This is a genomic window from Aphanizomenon flos-aquae FACHB-1287, from assembly GCF_014698755.1.
GTDB classification, from domain to species: domain Bacteria; phylum Cyanobacteriota; class Cyanobacteriia; order Cyanobacteriales; family Nostocaceae; genus Dolichospermum; species Dolichospermum flosaquae.
Genome location: NZ_JACJTO010000001.1, coordinates 1 through 19889, shown reverse-complemented (window position 1 = coordinate 19889; position 19889 = coordinate 1). Strand labels below are relative to the sequence as shown.

At 36.6% G+C, this 19889-nt stretch carries 14 protein-coding genes; 9 read left to right on the top strand and 5 right to left on the bottom strand.

Going from position 1 to position 19889, the window contains the following annotated elements; all coding sequences use genetic code 11:
- Positions 1–25: 25 nt before the first annotated feature.
- Positions 26–2056, top strand: coding sequence for a glycosyltransferase (locus H6G44_RS00070; RefSeq protein WP_190385349.1), 2031 nt, complete (start codon positions 26–28; stop codon positions 2054–2056).
- 223 nt (positions 2057–2279) lie between these two features.
- Positions 2280–2633: an STAS domain-containing protein gene (locus tag H6G44_RS00065; RefSeq protein WP_190385350.1), complete on the top strand. Its 354-nt coding sequence runs from the start codon at positions 2280–2282 to the stop codon at positions 2631–2633.
- A gap of 14 nt (positions 2634–2647) precedes the next feature.
- Here H6G44_RS00065 and H6G44_RS00060 read toward each other — a convergent pair whose 3' ends face one another.
- Positions 2648–3853, bottom strand: coding sequence for a SpoIIE family protein phosphatase (locus H6G44_RS00060; protein WP_190385351.1), 1206 nt, complete (start codon positions 3851–3853; stop codon positions 2648–2650).
- Positions 3854–3975: 122 nt separating this feature from the next.
- Between H6G44_RS00060 and H6G44_RS00055 the strand changes: the two genes are divergently transcribed.
- Positions 3976–4395: an ATP-binding protein gene (locus tag H6G44_RS00055; RefSeq protein ID WP_190385352.1), complete on the top strand. Its 420-nt coding sequence runs from the start codon at positions 3976–3978 to the stop codon at positions 4393–4395.
- A gap of 371 nt (positions 4396–4766) precedes the next feature.
- Here the strand turns inward: H6G44_RS00055 and H6G44_RS00050 are convergent, their stop codons facing one another.
- A complete protein-coding gene (locus H6G44_RS00050) occupies positions 4767–5216 on the bottom strand; it encodes a hypothetical protein (protein WP_190385353.1) in 450 nt (149 codons plus the stop codon).
- 34 nt (positions 5217–5250) lie between these two features.
- The gene (locus tag H6G44_RS00045) at positions 5251–7299 is read right to left on the bottom strand and encodes an FHA domain-containing protein (RefSeq protein WP_190385354.1); all 2049 of its coding nucleotides are present in this window, start codon (positions 7297–7299) and stop codon (positions 5251–5253) included.
- Positions 7300–7651: 352 nt separating this feature from the next.
- Here H6G44_RS00045 and H6G44_RS00040 point away from each other — a divergent pair, with 352 nt between their 5' ends.
- From H6G44_RS00040 to H6G44_RS00015, 6 genes are all read left to right on the top strand, one after another.
- Positions 7652–8437, top strand: a complete 786-nt coding sequence (locus tag H6G44_RS00040) for an HAD family hydrolase (RefSeq protein WP_190385355.1) — start codon at positions 7652–7654, stop codon at positions 8435–8437.
- A gap of 286 nt (positions 8438–8723) precedes the next feature.
- The gene (locus H6G44_RS00035) at positions 8724–10283 is read left to right on the top strand and encodes a serine/threonine-protein kinase (protein WP_190385356.1); all 1560 of its coding nucleotides are present in this window, start codon (positions 8724–8726) and stop codon (positions 10281–10283) included.
- A 126-nt stretch (positions 10284–10409) separates the two neighbouring features.
- A complete protein-coding gene (locus H6G44_RS00030; protein ID WP_190385357.1) occupies positions 10410–10955 on the top strand; it encodes a COP23 domain-containing protein in 546 nt (181 codons plus the stop codon).
- Positions 10949–11776 (top strand): S1 family peptidase, encoded by an 828-nt coding sequence (locus H6G44_RS00025; RefSeq protein WP_242035344.1) that lies wholly within the window; start codon positions 10949–10951, stop codon positions 11774–11776. Before H6G44_RS00030 ends, H6G44_RS00025 begins: the two co-directional genes overlap by 7 nt.
- An 845-nt stretch (positions 11777–12621) precedes the next feature.
- A complete protein-coding gene (locus tag H6G44_RS20070; RefSeq protein ID WP_242031644.1) occupies positions 12622–14457 on the top strand; it encodes a leucine-rich repeat domain-containing protein in 1836 nt (611 codons plus the stop codon).
- A 460-nt stretch (positions 14458–14917) separates the two neighbouring features.
- Entirely contained in the window at positions 14918–15889 is a 972-nt protein-coding gene (locus tag H6G44_RS00015) for a hypothetical protein (protein ID WP_190385359.1), read from the top strand.
- A 725-nt stretch (positions 15890–16614) separates the two neighbouring features.
- Here the strand turns inward: H6G44_RS00015 and bchI are convergent.
- Positions 16615–17733, bottom strand: coding sequence for a magnesium chelatase ATPase subunit I (bchI, locus tag H6G44_RS00010; RefSeq protein ID WP_190385360.1), 1119 nt, complete (start codon positions 17731–17733; stop codon positions 16615–16617).
- A gap of 386 nt (positions 17734–18119) precedes the next feature.
- On the bottom strand, positions 18120–18797 hold the full coding sequence (locus H6G44_RS00005) for a response regulator transcription factor (protein ID WP_190385361.1): 678 nt from the start codon (positions 18795–18797) through the stop codon (positions 18120–18122).
- Positions 18798–19889 lie beyond the last annotated feature (1092 nt).

The window sequence follows — 19889 nt, the reverse complement described above, 5'->3', positions numbered from 1 at the left end:
TTTAAATTTTATTTTCGGTAGCAAAATGAACCCAGCGTCCTCTAGTTATGATTCAGCGAATTTTTCCGGTAATAGCCGTACAACACTGAAAAAAAGAACCCTACTTTTTCGGTACTTAGCGGAAATCAACTTAATTTTTGGTGCTTGGTATTTACAATGGCGGATAACTCATTCTATCAACTTTGATGCTCTATGGCTGTCTATTCCTTTATTGCTGGCGGAAATTTACAGCTATTTCGGAGGAGTTATGTTTGTCATTGGATTATGGCGGCCTATAGTCCGACAGGTTAAGTCTCTTAATCAGTTAATTCCACCCCTTCCTAATTCTGATTGGGCAAATGTAGATGTGTTTATAACCTGCTATAATGAACCCTCAGAAATGGTGGAAGAAACTGCTAGAGCGGCTTTAGCGATAGATTATCCAACCACAAAGCTGCGTGTATATGTATTAGATGATGGTAATTCTGAACAAATGCGAGCCATGTCAGAAAGATTAGCTCTAGAGGATTTACAATCACCATTATTACAACAGGAAGCTAATCGAATTGACGCGGAATTATCTACTTTAAATCAACGAATTGAACAACTGGAAAGTCTAGCACCTGAAGTAAAAGCCGCTGAAGAATGGCTGCAAAAATCATCTTTAAATACTTCAAATAATTTCGAGGATATTCCCGCTAGATTTGTCCACAGTTTACAACAGTTTATTCTCTGGTTAAATCCTCAACATCAAAATAGTCATCATGTCAATAAATCAACTATATATGAACATCTCAATCATGAACGTAGCGGATTAGAATTAGCAATTCGTCAAAAAGAATTAGAACTTGTGCAACTGGTTAGATTGCGGTATATTGCTCGTCCTAAACAACCAGGAGTACCTCATCATGCTAAAGCAGGTAATCTTAATTACGCCATTTTTTCTGGAGAGACCGCAGGAGATTTTATTCTTACTTTAGATGCAGATCATGTTCCTAAACCAGCATTTTTAAAGCGAGTTTTGCCATATTTCTATACCTATAATTTGTATTCAGGAAAATATGAGCCAAACCGTATTGCATTTGTGCAAACTCCCCAAGATTTTTATAATATTCCCCCTGGAGACCCCTTTGGACATCGAGCCAATTTATTTTATGGACCGATTCAACAAGGTAAAGATGGTATGAATTCAGCTTTCTACACAGGTACAAATGCAGTCTTAAGAAGAGAAGCATTAGTTAGTGTGGGGTTACAATATTTTGCAGATGAATTTGTCAAAGATGGTAAAAAATTAGATGAATTTGAATTAATTGGTGGTGTTTCTAGTAATAGTATTACCGAAGATATGAATACGGCCATGCGGTTGCATAGTTCTGGTTGGAAATCAATTTATCATCATGAATTATTAGCAGAAGGACTTGCTCCTGATGATTTAAGTTCTACCCTCAAACAGCGAATGCGCTGGTCTCAAGGTACAATTCAAGTGTTAATGAGAGAAAATCCTCTCACCAAACCAGGACTAACATTTTGGCAACGATTACACTATTTTAAGACAACATATAGTTATTTTTCTGGATTTGCAACTTTGGTTTTTATTGCTTGTCCCATTATCTATTTTTTTACGGGAACTATCCCCGTGAAAACTTATGGTTTTGATTTTACTATCCATTTTCTTCCAGCTTTTATAATTAATAGGTTGACTTTTTTAGCTGCTGGTTGGGGAATTAATGCTGCGGAATTATGGCGTTCAGAACAATATTCTATCTCTTTATTTCCCCTATTCATTCAATCTGCATGGAGTGTATTAACCGGACAACCTATTAAATTTCAGGTTACACCTAAGCAGCGACAATCAGGAATTTATCTCCAGCTAATTTGGCCACAAATAACTGTGTTTATTTTGATGATTTTAGGTATAATATGGAGTATATATCGTTTCGCTATTGGTCAGTTAGAAACTCCTTGGGTTTATTTGATCAACACATTATGGGGTATATATATTTTATCTCTACTTTGGGCAATTATCAGCGCTGCTGTTTGGCAACCACAGGACTTACACAAAACAGAAGTAAAGTAGAGGTAATTCATGAATTACCTCTAAGAGGGTGTTGCAAAGGAATTGTATACAACCATAAAACCTCACCCCCTCACCCCGTGGGGAAAGTTAATGAAAGTCCTTATTGCTTGTAAATCTATTTTTTAAAGTTATACAAAATGCCTTAAATAGTAGTATAATTTTCAATAGATGTGACGATTTTCAATGGCAAATTTACAAACTAACACAGAAAGGAAGATAATTTATGACTTCTAAAATTCACGTCTTTGAACCATCAGGAATCTTAAACGCCACCGCCGGTAACGAATTACGTCGTCAAATTACTGATATCCTTAATAATGGATTTAATATGCTATTGATTGATATGTCAAAGGTGAGTTTTATTGATAGTTCTGGTTTAGGTGCTTTAGTAGGAGCAATGCAAAGTGTGAGAAATGCTAAAGGAGAACTATTTGTATGTTCCATTAATGAGCAAGTTAAAATGTTATTTGAATTAACGAAAATTGATCGAGTTTTGAACATATTAAGTAATAGAAAAGAGTTTGACAGCAAAGTATTAGAACTAGAAAATCGCCAAACACTTTTCAAACAACCTTGATAAAAGTTTACATCTTAGGGATTTTGATATCCACTAAAATTAACTTGTAGTAAAGACAAATCATCATCAAAATTTTCGTTCCCGCTGATATTTATAATCTCAGGTAAGAGTTGATTAATATGATTGTTATTTGTCTGATTATGGGTGAGCAATAAATTAACGAAGGAGTCGAAACCCCAAATTTGTCCCTCTGGTTGTAGCAATTCGTAAGCACCATCACTAAAAATATATAAAGTGCTGTTTTCTGCAACTTCCAAAATAGCAGTTTCAAAACTGATATCTTGTAAAAAGCCAATGGGTAAATCTAGAGATTTTAGTTTTATAACCTCAATACTGGAGGGATCATTTCCAAATATTAATACAGCCGGTGGATGTCCAGCATTACCATAAACTAGCTGATGATTAACACGATTAAAAACACAGTACAAAATGGTAAAGTATTTATCGCCATGTTTACTCATTTGAAAAGTCTCATTGAGCGCTTTAAGAACTTCTGCTGGTTGACAAAAATCAGTATTTGGGAGAGACTGCGATCGCAAGATATTCAATACAGATACAGATAACAAAGCCGAGCCTACACCATGACCAGAGACATCTAATAGATAAATTGCCAAATGCTCATCGTCAATCCAATAGTAATCAAAACAATCCCCTCCCAACTGTGCTGAAGGTACAAATAAAGATTCTATTGTCACTGATCCTATAATTGGTAATGGTAAAAGCGATCGCACATAATCAGCAGCTTCAGCTAGTTCGGTTTCTAAAACTTGCTTTTGATGCTGTAAATCTTGATTTAACTGCTCTAAAATTTGCTTTTGATGCTGCAAATCTCGACTTAATTGATGTAGCCTTAATCCTGCTCTTACCCGTGCTTTTAATTCATTCATCTCAATGGGTTTAGAGATAAATTCATCTGCTCCTGCGTCCAATCCTCTGACACGATCATCTTCCTCTCCTAAAGAAGCTCCTTTTGCAGTCAGAAGAATAAAAAAAGTTGTAGCTAATTCCGAATCTGACTTAATTTGACGACATACTTGTAAACCATCCATCCCAGACATTACCCAATCACAGATAATGAGAGCGGGACATAATTTTTTGGCTTCTATTATTCCCTCTTCGCCATTAGCTGCTATGGTAACATCATAGCCCTGGGTTTTCAGAGTTTTTTTCAAAACCATTCGTAAGATAGGATCATCATCAATGACAAGGATTTTAAACATTTTGACCATTAAACACTTTGAATAATTACTTATTAATTAGTCTACATTAAATTTTGCCTAAGAATTTACATTTTTCACATTTTGAATATACACTCATAGTCAAATATTCTATAGACTGACCAATGAATCATAAAATCTACCTAAAAACCAATACAGATATTAATGCGACCAGTGAAGTTTTATCCTGGCTAGAGCAAATCAACCAGCCCCCGTTTCATAATCAAAAAATTTGGTGGGAATTACAAACACTACTAGTAGAAGGATTTATTAACATTGTAGAACACGCCCACAAGAAATTACCCAGAGAAACTCCGATTGAATTAGAAGTTATTAGACTCGAAGAAGATATAGAAATTCGGATATGGTCTTTGGGAGAACCTTTTGAATTAGAAAAGCAATTGGAAATAACTTCAGCATTAGAGGATAATGATCAAGAAAGAGGACGGGGATTGCAAATAATGTCCTCCATTGCTGACAAACTGTCCTATAAACTAACAGATGATAATCGTTATTGTTTATTTATCAGTAAACATTATTGTTAGAATATGAAATTTATTTTGTACTACTACTAGACACAGCGGGAGAAAAAATCTAGGGACAATTGATGAATTATACCTATAATAGTTTCAGGTTAGCTACATTTAATTATCACCAGATGTCTATTGCTAATAGATTCATTCATCTGTGGTATAAATACATAAAAACTGTTGTAAATTTAGGTCAATTTAGCATAATGAGCAGCCAGAATTATTCTGGCTCTTCCATAACAAGTGCTGAAGAGCCAAAAATGTTTATTTGTCTTAGCACAATATCAAGTTCAAAACATACCCTAACCCTCCCCTTATCAAGGGGAGAGGACTAGATTCCAGTTTCCCCGTTTGCAAGGGGGGAATAAGGGAGGTAAGTTTCCTCACTAAGAAATTCTCGGCCATTTACCAATCCATTCTCCACCGCGAAAACGCCACCGGGGAAATAATAACCGCATGACTACCCAAGTAGATAAATAAACTGCTAACCAAACTAAACCATAATGTTGAATAAATCTGATTAAATCAAATTCACTTTTAGGAATATGAGGTAAACCGATATTGGCAATTATTAAAGCTAGAAATACCCCTTCTATAACCCCTGCATAAAATTGAAATACCCCAGGCCAGTCATGGTCCCAGAGATATTTTTGCAGAAAATCATACAAAACATCCCAAGCAATGCCAAATAAACCTACATAAAACACAACCCAAAAGTAAACTAAGTTGGAGGCAATTCCTAAATATCCCCAATAAAAAAGCAGAGAAACTAACATTCCCACTGTTGCTAACAAAAAAATTCGTGTTTGCCAGCGTCCGAATAAAGTTGGAGTCATGATGATGTTATTATCCTATTATAATATGTGTAAATTAAGGTTTTTGATTCAATGCCCATTTTAGCCATTGCCAAAGGGAATAAATTCCCTCAATGTAGCGGACTCCTGGAGCCTTTGCAGCCGCCAATGCTTCCATAGAACGATGGGCAGCATATTGTAGTCCTAAAAATGTGTCTACAGGGGCGTAGGGACCGCCTAAAGTGATAATTCCTGCCCCATATATGCGAGAACGATCATTTCGTAGTTTTTTGATTTCAAAATTGTTTTCTACATGAAAACGTCCTTCTGGGTTAAAATCTAAGTCATAATGCAGGATTAAGTCTTTTAAAAATGGACTTTCTAAAGGGTCAGAAATCAAGCCTGTACAATCAATAACAAAATCAGCGGTCAGGTTTTGTTGACCCCTATTAGTGACTACATGAGTAATAACTTGACCTTGGGAATTACGTTCTAATTTGGTGACTACACCATAACGAATTTCATACCATTTTTGAGCTATTCCTTGACGAACAATGTCGCGCCATTTTTTGCGACTAGCTGTGGTTGTTCCCCCCCAACCCTGTAATAATTCCCGTCGTCTTAACGGGTCAGCGGCTTCTAGCATTGTTCGCATATCACCTCCCCAAGTTCCTTTTGGCCAGTTAAAAGGTTGAAATTCCCAATCATTTTCTACGTAGCGTTTAGCTCCCTCAAATTGATTACCTTTGCGGGGTTCTCGGTTTAAATGAATTATCTGAATATTACCTTGCATTTTCCGGGCTTCATACAGCCTTTCTAATATTTGTGAGGCTACAATTCCTGACCCCCGAAGAACAATAGTACCGCCTTTTTTTTCTAATTGTTGGTAAATATGATCATGGGGTTCATAACCTTGAACTACAGTTCTTTTATTTCCTGTTTCTTCGGGATATTGCTGACGATATTTTTCCAGGTCTTCTAGTAGTTTAATTGCGGGATAACCTGTGCAGAGATGGACATATTTAGCTAATAAAAATTGGTGATTTCCGTCTTCTTGCTGAGAAGTAGAATATGCAATACAATAACGGCCATCTTCCGTTTGTCGTAGACTACGAATACTACCATATTCTAACATTTTACCCCAACTAATGCGATCGCTCTCCCGGTCCATGGACTCAAATACATCTTTTCCACGGGGGGTGTAGGTATCTGCATAAACAGGTTCAGCAAAAACTTGCCACAAAAATCCTAAAGCTGCACCAACTTGTCCAGAAAAAAAGGATTTCCAAGTATCTCTTAAAGCATATCCTGGCCACCCCCAAATATTATCAGGACAGGAATCCGAACCAGAACGAATTCGTTTATGTCGGGGAATTTGACAATTTTTCAGTAAGCTTTCATAGCGTTTATAAGGTTTATCTTGAACACTCAAAACTTTAATATTTTCTGGTTTAACTCCCGCAATTCTCAACATATCCACCCAAACAAAACTACCCATTCCTCCCCCACAGGCCAGATATTCTGTTTCTCTGACTAAAACACCACTGCGACGAATAGCCTCAAGGGAAACCTTTTCTGCATTCCAAAAATTGAGATGATAGGGAAAACCCGCTGTTTGAATGGTTACAGCGTCGGGAGTTTGCTCTTCTAAAGCATCAGTATAGGGGTTAAAAATGATGGACGACTGAGAATCTAGTGACTTCCGCACCCTAGATACGGGAATAATCTCAGATTGGGGGTTAAAAATTGTGGACTTACTTTCAAGTACAATAGTAGCATTCTCATCCTCAGCTCGAACCGGGACAACGGTAATGGTGTAGTTACCTATTCCCAGTCTGTCCCCACTGTTTAAAGCCCGACGTTTTTTAATTAGCTTTTCCCCGTTGAGTTCAGTCCCATTAGCACTTTTATCCTCTACATAAAGCTCGTTGTTCTCTAAGGTAATTTGAGCATGAAACCGAGAAATTTGCTTACTAGAATCTAATAAAACTACAGGGGAGACTGTTTCACCATTAATGACGGTAGGAAGTTGAGTTATATCTCGTCCGAGAGCTACTGGTAGGGGAAAAACTTGTTTTTCCTGCTCTTGTGTCAGTTTATTTTCGGAAATCAGTGTGATTTGCATGGTTTTGATGCTCCTATTTACATCCTGATACATTATTGATTATATTGATACATAAATATTTTGCTCCATTTCTATAAAAATACTGAAAAAACTTTAAAAAAACTTTATTTTTTTATTCCTTATTTCAGAGGAGGAATGAAAAGTTAAATTTTATTCTCTCCTCTCAGTTAAAAACCTGGTCTACACAGGTAAAACCCTGGACTTTTATTAATTCATTTAGATGGACTTTATTTATGTAGTAGCAGTTTATAATCCCCGTCAATTTTTAAAATATCTTTTCAGAGTTTAATCGCTACATATTCTCCAGAGCAAGGTGCGGTAAACTAAAAAAGCAGTTTTTACCCTCAAAACAATGACAGCAAATAGTCCCACGATTTTGGCTTTAGACTTTGACGGAGTGGTTTGCGATGGACTAATTGAATATTTTGAGGTAGCATGGCACACTTACTGTCAAATTTGGTCACAGGTCGATGATACACCACCAGATGATTTAGCATTGAGATTCTATCGTTTACGTCCTGTAATTGAAACTGGTTGGGAAATGCCTGTTTTAATTAAAGCTTTAATTGCAGGTTTTTCTGATTTTGAAATTCTTCAATCATGGACAAATATCACTCTCCAAATTTTATCAGCAGATCATCTAGAAGCAAAGACAATTTCTACGAAATTAGATCATTTACGAGATGAATGGATTCACAAAGATTTAGATGGTTGGTTAAGTTTACATAGATTTTATCCCGGTGTAATTGAAAGACTTAAAATAACTATTGAAAGTGAAATTCAGTTATGTATTGTCACTACTAAAGAAGGGCGATTTGTCAAGCAATTGTTAGAACAAGAGGGAGTTAATTTACCTCCAGAAAATATTTTTGGAAAAGAGGTAAAACGCCCCAAATATGCAACTTTGCGGGAATTAATTCAGCAAGCAAATACCCAAACTGTTAATTTATGGTTTGTTGAAGATAGACTAAAAACATTACAATTAGTTCAACAACAATCAGATTTAAATCATGTAAAACTTTTTCTCGCAGATTGGGGTTATAATACTCAATTAGAAAGGGAAACTGGAAAAAATGATCCTCGCATTCAACTAATATCACTTTCTCATTTTGCTTACGATTTTGCAACTTGGTTGTAATTTACACAATATCTAAAATGTCTAGCTCCCCGACTTTTTTGAAAAGTCGGGTTTTTTATTTATTAATAATATTAATAACCTCTTGGTGATTAGTAATTCTTTCTTGTTTTTGGAATAAGTTAGCTACTGCTTTTAATTAGATTTCCGTCAGTCCCAGATGAGTTTTGTTTGTGTAGTCGTGATTTAAAATCGCTGTTATTATACCAGGTTGGAAAAGTGTTCACAATTACTGTTATTATATTTTTGGGAAATTAGATACGTTCCGCAGCTAGATAGGGGAAAGAAAATGAGAGAAATTGACAAACAACCTCCAGTCTTAACTGGAAACAGAGGAAAATACCAACTTCTCAGACCTTTGGGAGAAGGAAGTTTTGGACATACTTTTTTAGCTATTGATTTAAATACACTTAATGACCGACTTTGCGTTATCAAGCGATTAAGAATTGAAGGTAATCATTCTTCTGAAATTGTTGAAGGGATTAAAAAAGCTTTTGAAAGAGAAGCTAAAGTTCTGGAAGATTTAGGAGATAAAAGCGGTAACATTCCTTGCTTGTATGATTATTTTTCCTTAACTGTAACTGACCCTCAAGTAAATACTCAGCAAGAGTTTAATTATTTGGTTCAACAATATATCGAAGGGGAAGATCTAAGTAAAGAATTAAAACAACAAGGACTTTTTTCAGAAGCAAAAGTTTTAGCTCTATTAAATAATATTTTACCTAGTTTAGAATTTATTCATAATCACAATGTTATTCACCGGGACATTAAACCTAGTAATATTGTGCGCTCCAATGCAGAAAATAACAAATTCTATTTAATTGACTTTGGAGCAGTTAAACAAGTAATTAAAGGTGATATTTCCACTACAGAAAAATCTATAGTGTTTGGAACTATTTCCTATGCTCCCCCAGAACAAATCAAAAAGGAAAAAGTTGATTATTCCAGTGATTTATATGCTTTAGCTGCTTCTTGTGTGCAATTATTAACAGGTGAATTTCCAGACGATTCCCGTGACGTTAATAATCTTTGGAATTGGCGAAAATATCCCTATATTAGTGAACATTTGGGTAAAATATTAAGGCGTATGCTCCAACAGACTCCCTATCATAGATTTCAGTCAGCAAGGGAAGTAATAGAATCTTTGAAGAAACATGATCAAGAAAAAGAAATTCAATCAACTACTACCAATAAAACTAATAATAATAGTCTTGAACCAACAATAGTTTTTACTACTTTCCAACCTCGATTTATTAAAGTTTTATTGATAACAGCAATTATTTTCACCGTTACTGGTGTTTTCATAACCTTGTATCGCTATCAAATTCAAAACTACCAAGGAAGTATTAAAACCATTCCTGGTAAATTATTTGAAGATAAAAAATTTGGAATTCAGATCAAATATCCTCAAGATTGGAAAGCCGAAAAACAACAACCTAGCCCCTTAACCCGCGGAACTATTGCTAAAATATTCCCTAATATTTCCAGTTTAAATCTAGACATGGGGTTATTTATTAGTGTAGAATATATTCCAAAATCTCAGACCATATTAGATTATAATCAGGCCGCTATCGAACAAATTAAAAAATCGGTTAAAGATGTAAAAATCCTGGAACAAAAATCGAGAGCCTTAGATAATCAAGAAGGATATCAAATAGTTTATACTGGCCAAGATCAAATTTATAACTTCAGATTTAAAGCCATGGAAATTTGGACTATTAGGGATTCAAAAGTTTATATTCTCACCTATCGAACAGGAGAAAAACTTTATGATCCCTTCCTCCAAGATGTAGAACAAACAATGATTAGGTCTTTCCATATAGAGCCTGTTTTAGAAGGTGGTTTATGAGGTACACAAACAGAAACTTAATCTCCTCTCCTTGACACGTACAACTAGTTATATTAACATAGAATTAACTCAAATCATCAGCTTTTTGTAACCCTCTTAATAACCTGATTTCCTATAGCTTTACTTATGAAAAGTAACCTATCAGCACCTTTAACCAGTCTAGTTTTAGCCTTGAGTATCAACCTCATCAATAATCAACCCAGTCAAGCTCAAGAGCGTCAATTTGTCTGTGGTTTGAGTGAAAACTATCCAGCAACGGTAGTTCGTCACCCCAGAGGCAGCTTGGCCTTAATTGTTTGGACAGATACTAGCTGGATTAGTAGTACATTGACACCTCAAAAACGTTGTCAAGAAGTTTCTTATCGTTTCCAAAAACTTAACGATAAAGGTCAATTGAAAGTTCTCAAAACGGGAACAGTTAACGGTCAATCTGTTATCTGTGGCTTAGGAAGTAATCAGGGAGCTTGTAATAAGAAAAATATTTTACTGACTATGACAAAGGATCGTGACCCTAATAAAGTTCTCGAACAAATATTAAATACCCGCGTAAGCGCAGGTGGGGAGGCTGTTTACCTCAGTGGCGACCAAGAAGGACACATTAAACCAACAATCAACCGTGATGGCACCGCCAGCATTGACATTGATAAAGTAATTAATGGTCAGATATGGTAAACCATAATGGGGGTAAAACCATGAATTGGCGGATAGGAATGGGCGCTGTTGTTGCATTAGCTAGTTCTCTTTGGACTTTAGTAACTCCAGTGTCGTCAGTTCAACAACCCCCTTTTTCAATAGTTAATTCTCAGTGTGATCAACAACAAATTGAACAAGTGGAAAAGGAAGCTCGCTTAATCACCGTTAAAATTTTGGGTAGACCAATAACTAAACGCGATCGCTTATTAGGTTCTGGTATTATATTGTATATAGATAACTTAACCTATGGAGTAATTACCAATAATCACGTTTTACAAGGTGGTGAAGCTCCCTACTCCATTCAAACTCCCGACGGAAAAATTCACCGTGCTAACCCTGTGGTGCAAAAAAAACAACTGAGGGGAAATGATTTAGCCTTATTAGAATTTGTAGCTGACTCAGAATACAGGATTGCTACCAAATCAAATCAACAAGCCACCATTGGAGCTTGGGTAATGTCCGCAGGGTTTCCCCTCAAAAATAGCAAAAGCAAATCTGGAGAGTTTGTAATTAAACCTGGTAAAATTCAACTGGTGCTAGATAAAGCCCTAGAGGGAGGATACCAAATTGGCTTTACCAATGATATAGAAAAAGGGATGAGTGGAGGACCCCTATTAAATAGCGCGGGGGAACTAGTGGGAATTAATGGACTTCATGCTAACCCAATTTGGGGAGACCCCTATGTTTTTAAAGATGGTTCTTATCCGACGGACGCACAGCGAGAACAAATAAGTCAATATAGTTGGGGTATTTCTTTAGAAACAGCCAAGCAATTATTGATGGACAAAAGCAAGTTTTAATTTTTGTACTTTTGCGGGAGACGAAAAATAGAATATATAAACAAGTTTAAATCTGCTGTAAGTCCTTTTCTCAAAAAAAGCCCAAGCAGATTTTATATAAAAATATTGTACAAAAAATAGTTGAGAATTTCAAGCCCTGAAATTAACTTTTTTCGTCAGCTTATCGAGAAAATTCTCAGGATTATTGAGAATATACAGTACTTGTGCTTTTTTGGTAAAGAATGATTTAAATAACTTATTAGATATATTCAAATATATAATCATCTTTGATAATGGTACGTTACGCTGTCGCTTTATTGATATCTAAAAGCAAGTTTTGATTGTTGTACTTTTGCGGGAGACAAAAAATAGAATATATAAACAGGTTTAAATCTGCTGTAAGTCCTTTTCTCAAAAAAAGCCCAAGCAGATTTTATATAAAAATATTGTACAAAAAATAGTTGAGAATTTCAAGCCCTGAAATTAACTTTTTTCGTCAGCTTATTGAGAAAATTCTCAGGATTATTGAGAATATACGGTACTTGTGCTTTTTTGGTAAAGAATGATTTAAATAACTTATTGGATATATTCAGATGTATAAGATTTGTAGGTTGGGTTGAAGCATGAAACCCAACACTACACATAAAAACCTAGATTTGTAGGTTGGGTTGAAGTATGAAACCCAACATGAGCGTTGGGTTGCGCTGTCGCTTAACCCAACCTACAGAAAATGGACAAGGCATTGATAAGTCAAAGTTAAATTAATTCCTGAAAACTTTTAAAACTTCGCGCCTTTGCGTAAAGTGGAAAGAAAGTGTATTATAAAATATAGTATTATAAAAGACAATTATAACAGACAAAAAACTATGAAATTTTCCCAGGGATTAGGCGTAATTCTAGGGACAACAACCCTAGCTTTAGTACAATACCAGACCGTATTTGCTTTAACTCCTGTAGAAGTTAATGATATCGCTAAACAAATCACTGTCATGATTGGAGGACTAGATGGTAAAGGTTCAGGAGTAATTATTGACAAAGATGGTAATACTTATACTGTCCTGACAGCCTATCATGTAATTAAAAACCCAGGAGTTTATGACATTATCACTTATGACGGGCAAAAATACCGCATTGAACGGTCTCAAAATGTGGGAAAATTAGATTTAGCTTTGGTCAAATTTACCAGTTCTAAAAATTATCCTATTGCTAAAATTGCTGATTCTCGGACAGTTAAAGAGGGAGAAACGGTACATAATTCTGGATTTCCTATTCCCTCTATTTCTAATAGTCAACAGCGAAATTACTTCTTTTTAACATCCCAAATCACAGCTAGAGGAAGGGGAGAAAATCTGGGATATGATTTATTTTTGAGTGGGAGTCCAAGACCGGGGATGAGTGGAGGACCAATATTAAACGACCAGGGGGAAGTAATTGGTATTTATGGTAAGGCTGAATTTGGCAGAAGTGAATCAGGGTTAGCAAGAGATGGTGTTCAGGGAATACCGACGGAAAAGTGGCCAGGTTATTTGATTGCTCAAACTTTTACAGAATGGTGTCAACAAAAAGCCAATTTATCTCAACAGAGAAGAAGAACGGTAGAAGTATTACTACAAGTTGCTAAAACCCAAAATTGTGGTCAAGCTAATCAAACGCTGACTAATTTGACTGAGCTTTACCTTGAGGGAAATCAAATTAGCGATATCAAACCTTTGTCTAATCTGACTAAATTGACTAGGCTTAACCTTAGCAGAAATCAAATTAGCGATATCAAACCTTTGTCTAATCTGACTAAATTGACTTGGCTTAACCTTAGCAGAAATCAAATTAGCGATATCAAACCTTTGTCTAATCTGACTAAATTGACTGAGCTTTGGCTTTGGGGAAATCAAATTAGCGATATCAAACCTTTGTCTAATCTGACTAAATTGACTAGCCTTTGGCTTCGGGAAAATCAAATCAGCGATATCAAACCTTTGTCTAATCTGACTAAATTGACTTGGCTTTCCCTTACGGTAAATCAAATTAGCGATATCAAACCTTTGTCTAATCTTTTGTCTAATCTGACTAAATTGACTAGCCTTTCCCTTGAGGGAAATCAAATTAGCGATATCAAACCTTTGTCTAATCTTTTGTCTAATCTGACTAATTTGACTTTCCTTTCCCTTACGGGAAATCAAATTAGCGATATCAAACCTTTGTCTAATCTGACTAATTTGACTAGGCTTTCCCTTACGGGAAATCAAATTAGCGATATCAAACCTTTGTCTAATCTGACTAATTTGACTTTCCTTTCCCTTACGGGAAATCAAATCAGCGATATCAAACCTTTGTCTAATCTGACTAATTTGACTGAGCTTTGGCTTTGGCAAAATCAAATCAGCGATATCAAACCTTTGTCTAATCTGACTAATTTGACTTGGCTTTGGCTTCGGGAAAATCAAATCAGCGATATCAAACCTTTGTCTAATCTTTTGTCTAATCTGACTAAATTGACTAGCCTTTGGCTTTGGGAAAATCAAATTAGCGATATCAAACCTTTGTCTAATCTGACTAATTTGACTTTCCTTTCCCTTAGGGGAAATCAAATTAGCGATATCAAACCTTTGTCTAATCTGACTAAATTGACTATCCTTTCCCTTGAGGGAAATCCACTTGTCTCTAAACAATGTCCCCTGCAACCAGAGTCTATTTGTGAGTTTTAGTCTGTAGGTTGGGTTGAAGCATGAAACCCAACATAAACGTCGGGTTGCGCTGTCCCTTAACCCGACCTACAAAAAATAGTCTGTAGGTTGGGTTGAAGCATGAAACCCAACATAAACGTCGGGTTACGCTGTCCCTTAACCCGACCTACAAAAAATAGTCTGTAGGTTGGGTTGAGGTACGAAACCCAACATGAACGTTGGGTTGCGCTGTCGCTTAACCCGACCTACAAAAAATAGTCTGTAGGTTGGGTTGAAGCATGAAACCCAACATAAACGTCGGGTTGCGCTGTCGCTTAACCCGACCTACAAAAAATAGTCTGTAGGTTGGGTTGAAGCATGAAACTAGTTTTTTTAACGAACCACAGAGACACAGAGGACACAGAGGTAGGAAAATAAGAGATGTTCACATTTCATTTAGGATTGCTATATAACCCATATCTACTAATCAAAATTAAAATAAATGACTCGCTTTATACATGATCAATTTGCTAAACAATATTTAACAGAACTATTAACACCCTATGGACAAGTAGAAACCAGTAAAGACATCACCGCAGAAGTCAGACAAATTGACGTATTATTTATCCCCTCATCCCCACCCACCAACCTAGCAACACTAGGCGTATTAGGGAAAATGGCGGCTAATTATGCGGTATTTGAACCATTTCGCAATGCTGTAGGTAAAAGTGAAATCCGCAGTTGTATGGGTAAATTATTTGATATTCATTCCCAGGTTGAACGTCAAGCTAAACGCAATGATACACGAATAAATGAATCCGAATTAGCTAATTTGTGGATTTTGACTCCTACGGTATCAGTAGAAATCCTCGATAGCTTTAATGCTAGTTTGGATGAAGAAAACTGGGGTAAGGGGATTTACCTTTTTGGTAAAGGATTTAAAACCGTCATTGTGAGTATTCATCAATTACCCAGTACACCCGAAACCCTGTTTTTACGGATATTAGGGAGGGGAAAAGTACAAAGACAAGCGGTGGAAGAATTGGAAACACTGACAAATAACAGTCCATTTCTGGCAGATGTCATAGAATTAGTACATAACCTAATTGCTGTGTTATCGGCACGTCAGCGTCAAGAACAAGATATTGATCAAGATGATCAGGAGTTAATTATGAAATTATCCCAAATGTATCAACAACAATTAGAAGAACTGAGAAAACAAGGACTCCAAGAAGGACGACAAGAAGGACGAGAAGAGGGACGACAAGAAGGACAACAGGAAGGACTTAGGACTGGTGTAGAAAGAGAAAGACGCGCTATAATTGAGAGTATTCTACAAGTGCGTTTTGGTGAAGTTGATGCCGAATTGACAAGAATTATTAACCCCCTGATTGCCATGAGTAGAGAAGAATTTACCCCGTTACTTCTAAAATCATCTCGTGAGGAGTTATTAGCTAGATTTTTAGCACAATAAGCTGTTACGCAGCTAAATCCAATAATCCTGATATTGTTATTTCTTGTGGTGCTGGCATCTTCCCCGCAAGAATTATACAAATTAAATGCAGTACAATCGGTTATGGGTAATTCATAATTACCCACTACATCCACAACCTTGATCAGATTTGAAGATACTAGTATAATATTTCTTTAAAACTCATTGATGACAATTAAGTTTTTTCTCAAAAAAAGCCCAAGCAGATTTTATATAGAAATATTGTACAAAAAATAGTTGAGAATTTCAAGCCCTGAAATTAACTTTTTTCGTCAGCTTATTGAGAAAATTCTCAAGATTATTGAGAATATACGATACTTGTACTTTTTTGGTAAAGAATGATTTAAATAACTTATTGGCTATATTCAGATGTATAATCATCTTTGATAATGGTACGTTACGCTGTCGCTTTGTTGATATCTAAAAGCAAGTTTTGATTTTTGTACTTTTGTGGGAGACAAAAAATAGAATATATAAACAAGTTTAAATTTTTGATTTAATCATTGTGGATTGTTTTTTGACTCTATTTAGATATCTATTTTTGTACTGGACTTGATCGCAAACTGCTGTAATAATTCCACAAACCGAGGTTGATGATATTCAATAGATAAAATTAAAGTATTTATCCAAAAATTCCAGATTCTCATAATTTGTTAGTTGTTATTAACCGTTGTAGAGACATTCCATAGAACATCTCTACATTATCACTAACGAGCGCCAGCTTTTATCCCTGCACCATTTTTCACCGTTGAATCTTCTGGAAGTTCCACACCAAAAACTCGACAAAAGACCTTTTCTACCTTATAGCCAGTATCAATGGATTCCAAAGGATCTTTCCGCAAACGGTGACGCAGACATAAGGTAATTACCCGTCGGATATCGTCAACTGTAACCTCTGTCCGACCTTCAAAAGCAGTTAAGGCTTTAGCAGCACGGTTAGTAACAATATCACCCCGCAACCCGTCCACATCTAATTCTGAACAAACTTCGGAAATTTTTACCCGGAAGTCATAGTCTAAATTAACTTCCGGTAATAATTCCTGAGCATTGACAATTTGCTCTTGTAATGCTACTTGTGGAGCTTGGTGTTTTTCTAAATACACAGGCGGATTTTGGTCAAATTCGCCCCGTTCTTCCACAATTTGTACCCGTAAAGCCGGTTCTTTCACAGTGCGGATTTCTGCGTGCATTCCAAAACGGTCGAGGAGTTGAGGACGCAATTCCCCCTCCTCTGGATTTCCCGAACCAACAAGAACAAACCGGGCTGGGTGACGAATGGAAATTCCCTCCCGTTCCACAGTATTCCAACCACTAGCAGCGGAATCTAGAAGTACATCTACCAAGTGATCATCTAACAAGTTGACCTCATCAACGTAGAGAATCCCCCTGTTAGCCTTCGCTAGTAGTCCAGGTTCAAAAGCCTTAACACCCTCAGATAAAGCCTTCTCAATGTCAATTGTGCCACAAACCCGGTCTTCTGTAGCACCCAATGGTAAATCTACCATTTGCACCTTTTTATGAGCGATGGGAATTTCTATTCCTTGGGCTACTTGTTGACGCACTTCATCACTCATTAAGTCCGGGTCGTTGGGGTCACTGTTGAAGGGGTCATTGGCGACAACAGGAATTTCTGGTAAAAGGTCCGCCAAGGCGCGGATAGTTGTAGATTTTCCGGTGCCGCGATCGCCCATAATCATTACACCACCAATTTTGGGATCAATGACATTTAACAGCAGCGCCAGTTTCATTTCTTCTTGGCCGACGATGGCTGTAAATGGGAAGACCGCACGACGCGCACTCGCACTAGCTTGAGCAGTTGAAGTCACTAAATTACCTTAATAATATTTTTTATTACAATTCCTTATTTTGGCACATTTCGGCAATGTGGGTCAGTTATCTATTAAAAACAAATCTTCTCATAAGTTTTTTAATTTGATCAAGCTAATTTTTTGAGGTTGGGGTTAAAAATTCCCCCTACATACAAGAATATATTTTAATTAATGCCAAAAAACCCAGATTTGAATGTTTCCACCGCCATGAATATGGACTTTGGGGATTACAGTCTCATAAAGGAACAGAAACTTTATTTCAATTTACAGGAAATGTCAATTTTCAATCTCCAGCATCATCTTTCCCAATCCACAATCACAAATTTTGGACTTTAGACCTTAGATAAATTATCCAAAATCTAAAATCCAAAATCTAAAATCGTTTAAGCCATTTGATTTTCAATCGCCCAACGTGCTAATTCAGTACGGTTGTGGAGATTGGTTTTGCCCAACATATTGGACACATGGCTTTCAACAGTACGCTGACTAACATTTAATTCTTCAGCGATTTCTCGGTTTGCTAAACCCCTAGCGACAAACTGGACTACTTTCAGTTCAGTCGGAGTTAACTGGACATCAAAAGGAACTTGGATACGAGAACTACTGTCCCCACCTTTAGTTTGATGTTCTTTCCAGCGAACTGTTTGCTTGAGGGAGGATTCTACTTGTGCTACCAGTTCTTCGGGTTCAAAGGGCTTGACCATATATACGTCAGCACCTTTGTTTAAACCCTTAACTCGGTCTGCACTTTGACCTTTAGCTGAGAGGAAGAGAACGGGAATCCAACTAGTGCGTTCAGTTTGTCGCACTTGTTCAACAAACGTGTAACCGTCCATTTCCGGCATCATTACATCACAAATGATCATGTCTGGAACTTCTGTTTCTAGCAGATCCAGAGCTTCTCCACCATTTGCGGATGTCATGACTTCATAGCCTCGGAACTCTAAGTAATCCTTCACCAGCAAGATGAGATTAGGGTCATCATCAATTAGTAGAAGTCTTTTGTGGTCTTTCATGCTGGGTTCTTTCATAACTGTGGAACTGGTCGCGCTTCGATCCATTAAGGTATTGATATAGTTATCCTGTATGGTGGATGACTTCAGAAGTTGTCTTTTTCCCACTCAACCTACTTTAACCTACCTAAGTCTTAAAAGTATTAGTCACTTTCAACATAACTGTAGGTAGATCGAAAAAGTCTAGTAAGGATACGTATAGCAGTAGTCTTTATAATGCGCTATTATAGATCCATTTGAAAGGTGCAGGCTAAAAAACCCTGATTAAATTATCATCCTTGTGATTCACAAGTTGGTATTTTTCAAGATGACCCTAGCTCAAAATTCACCCGCACCTTTATTGACACACTGCTGCTTTACTTATCCTTCGGATGTGAAGCCTCTATCAGAGGTTCAAAATCAACCGGGGAATTTTTTGGTCAAGAATGAGTTAAAAATACAGATTTTTTCACCATACTCATTGCGAAACTGGTCTTTGATGACCTGCTCTCATGACTTCTGGATTTAATTAGCGATACCAGACTCCATCCAAGTAAACTACCATTATCGTTCTAGAACAGCAAATACGCAAGTTTTTGGCTTGGTCCGTAAGGATGCCTATAGAATAACTGTGTACTGACAGTTCTGGTTATCGCTCCCCCAGCCTTTGTTTACATCATTCCCAGGTTCTAGAGTAGCCGATTTGTAACAGAATTGAGCACTTATCTGTTTTTTTTTAAATCGGTAATTGAGAATGGGTAATTGGTGATTGGTAATTCGTAATTACTTATTATCACCGTTGGGATCTTCGACTAAGCCTCTGCAGAGCCGCAGAAGCTTATCCTCCATGCCCTAACCGTTCCCTATTCTCTAGTAGTTTTAGGGACGAGATTACTGTTTGGGGATCACTGTGCTGTTATTCATTGAGTAGATCCCTGATTACAGTTCTATAACAATTTCCCAGGTTTGCAAATAAATTTGTCCATATAAAAATATTCATTACTTACGCAACAAACCCTGACAACTAAAATAATTGGATATTTGCACTTACAGCAGTTTGATATCAAGTCCAGTACAAGAATAGCTATCTAAATAGGGTCAAAAAACAATCCACAATGATTAAACCAATTGAGAGCATTTTCATCAGTAATAGCATTAACC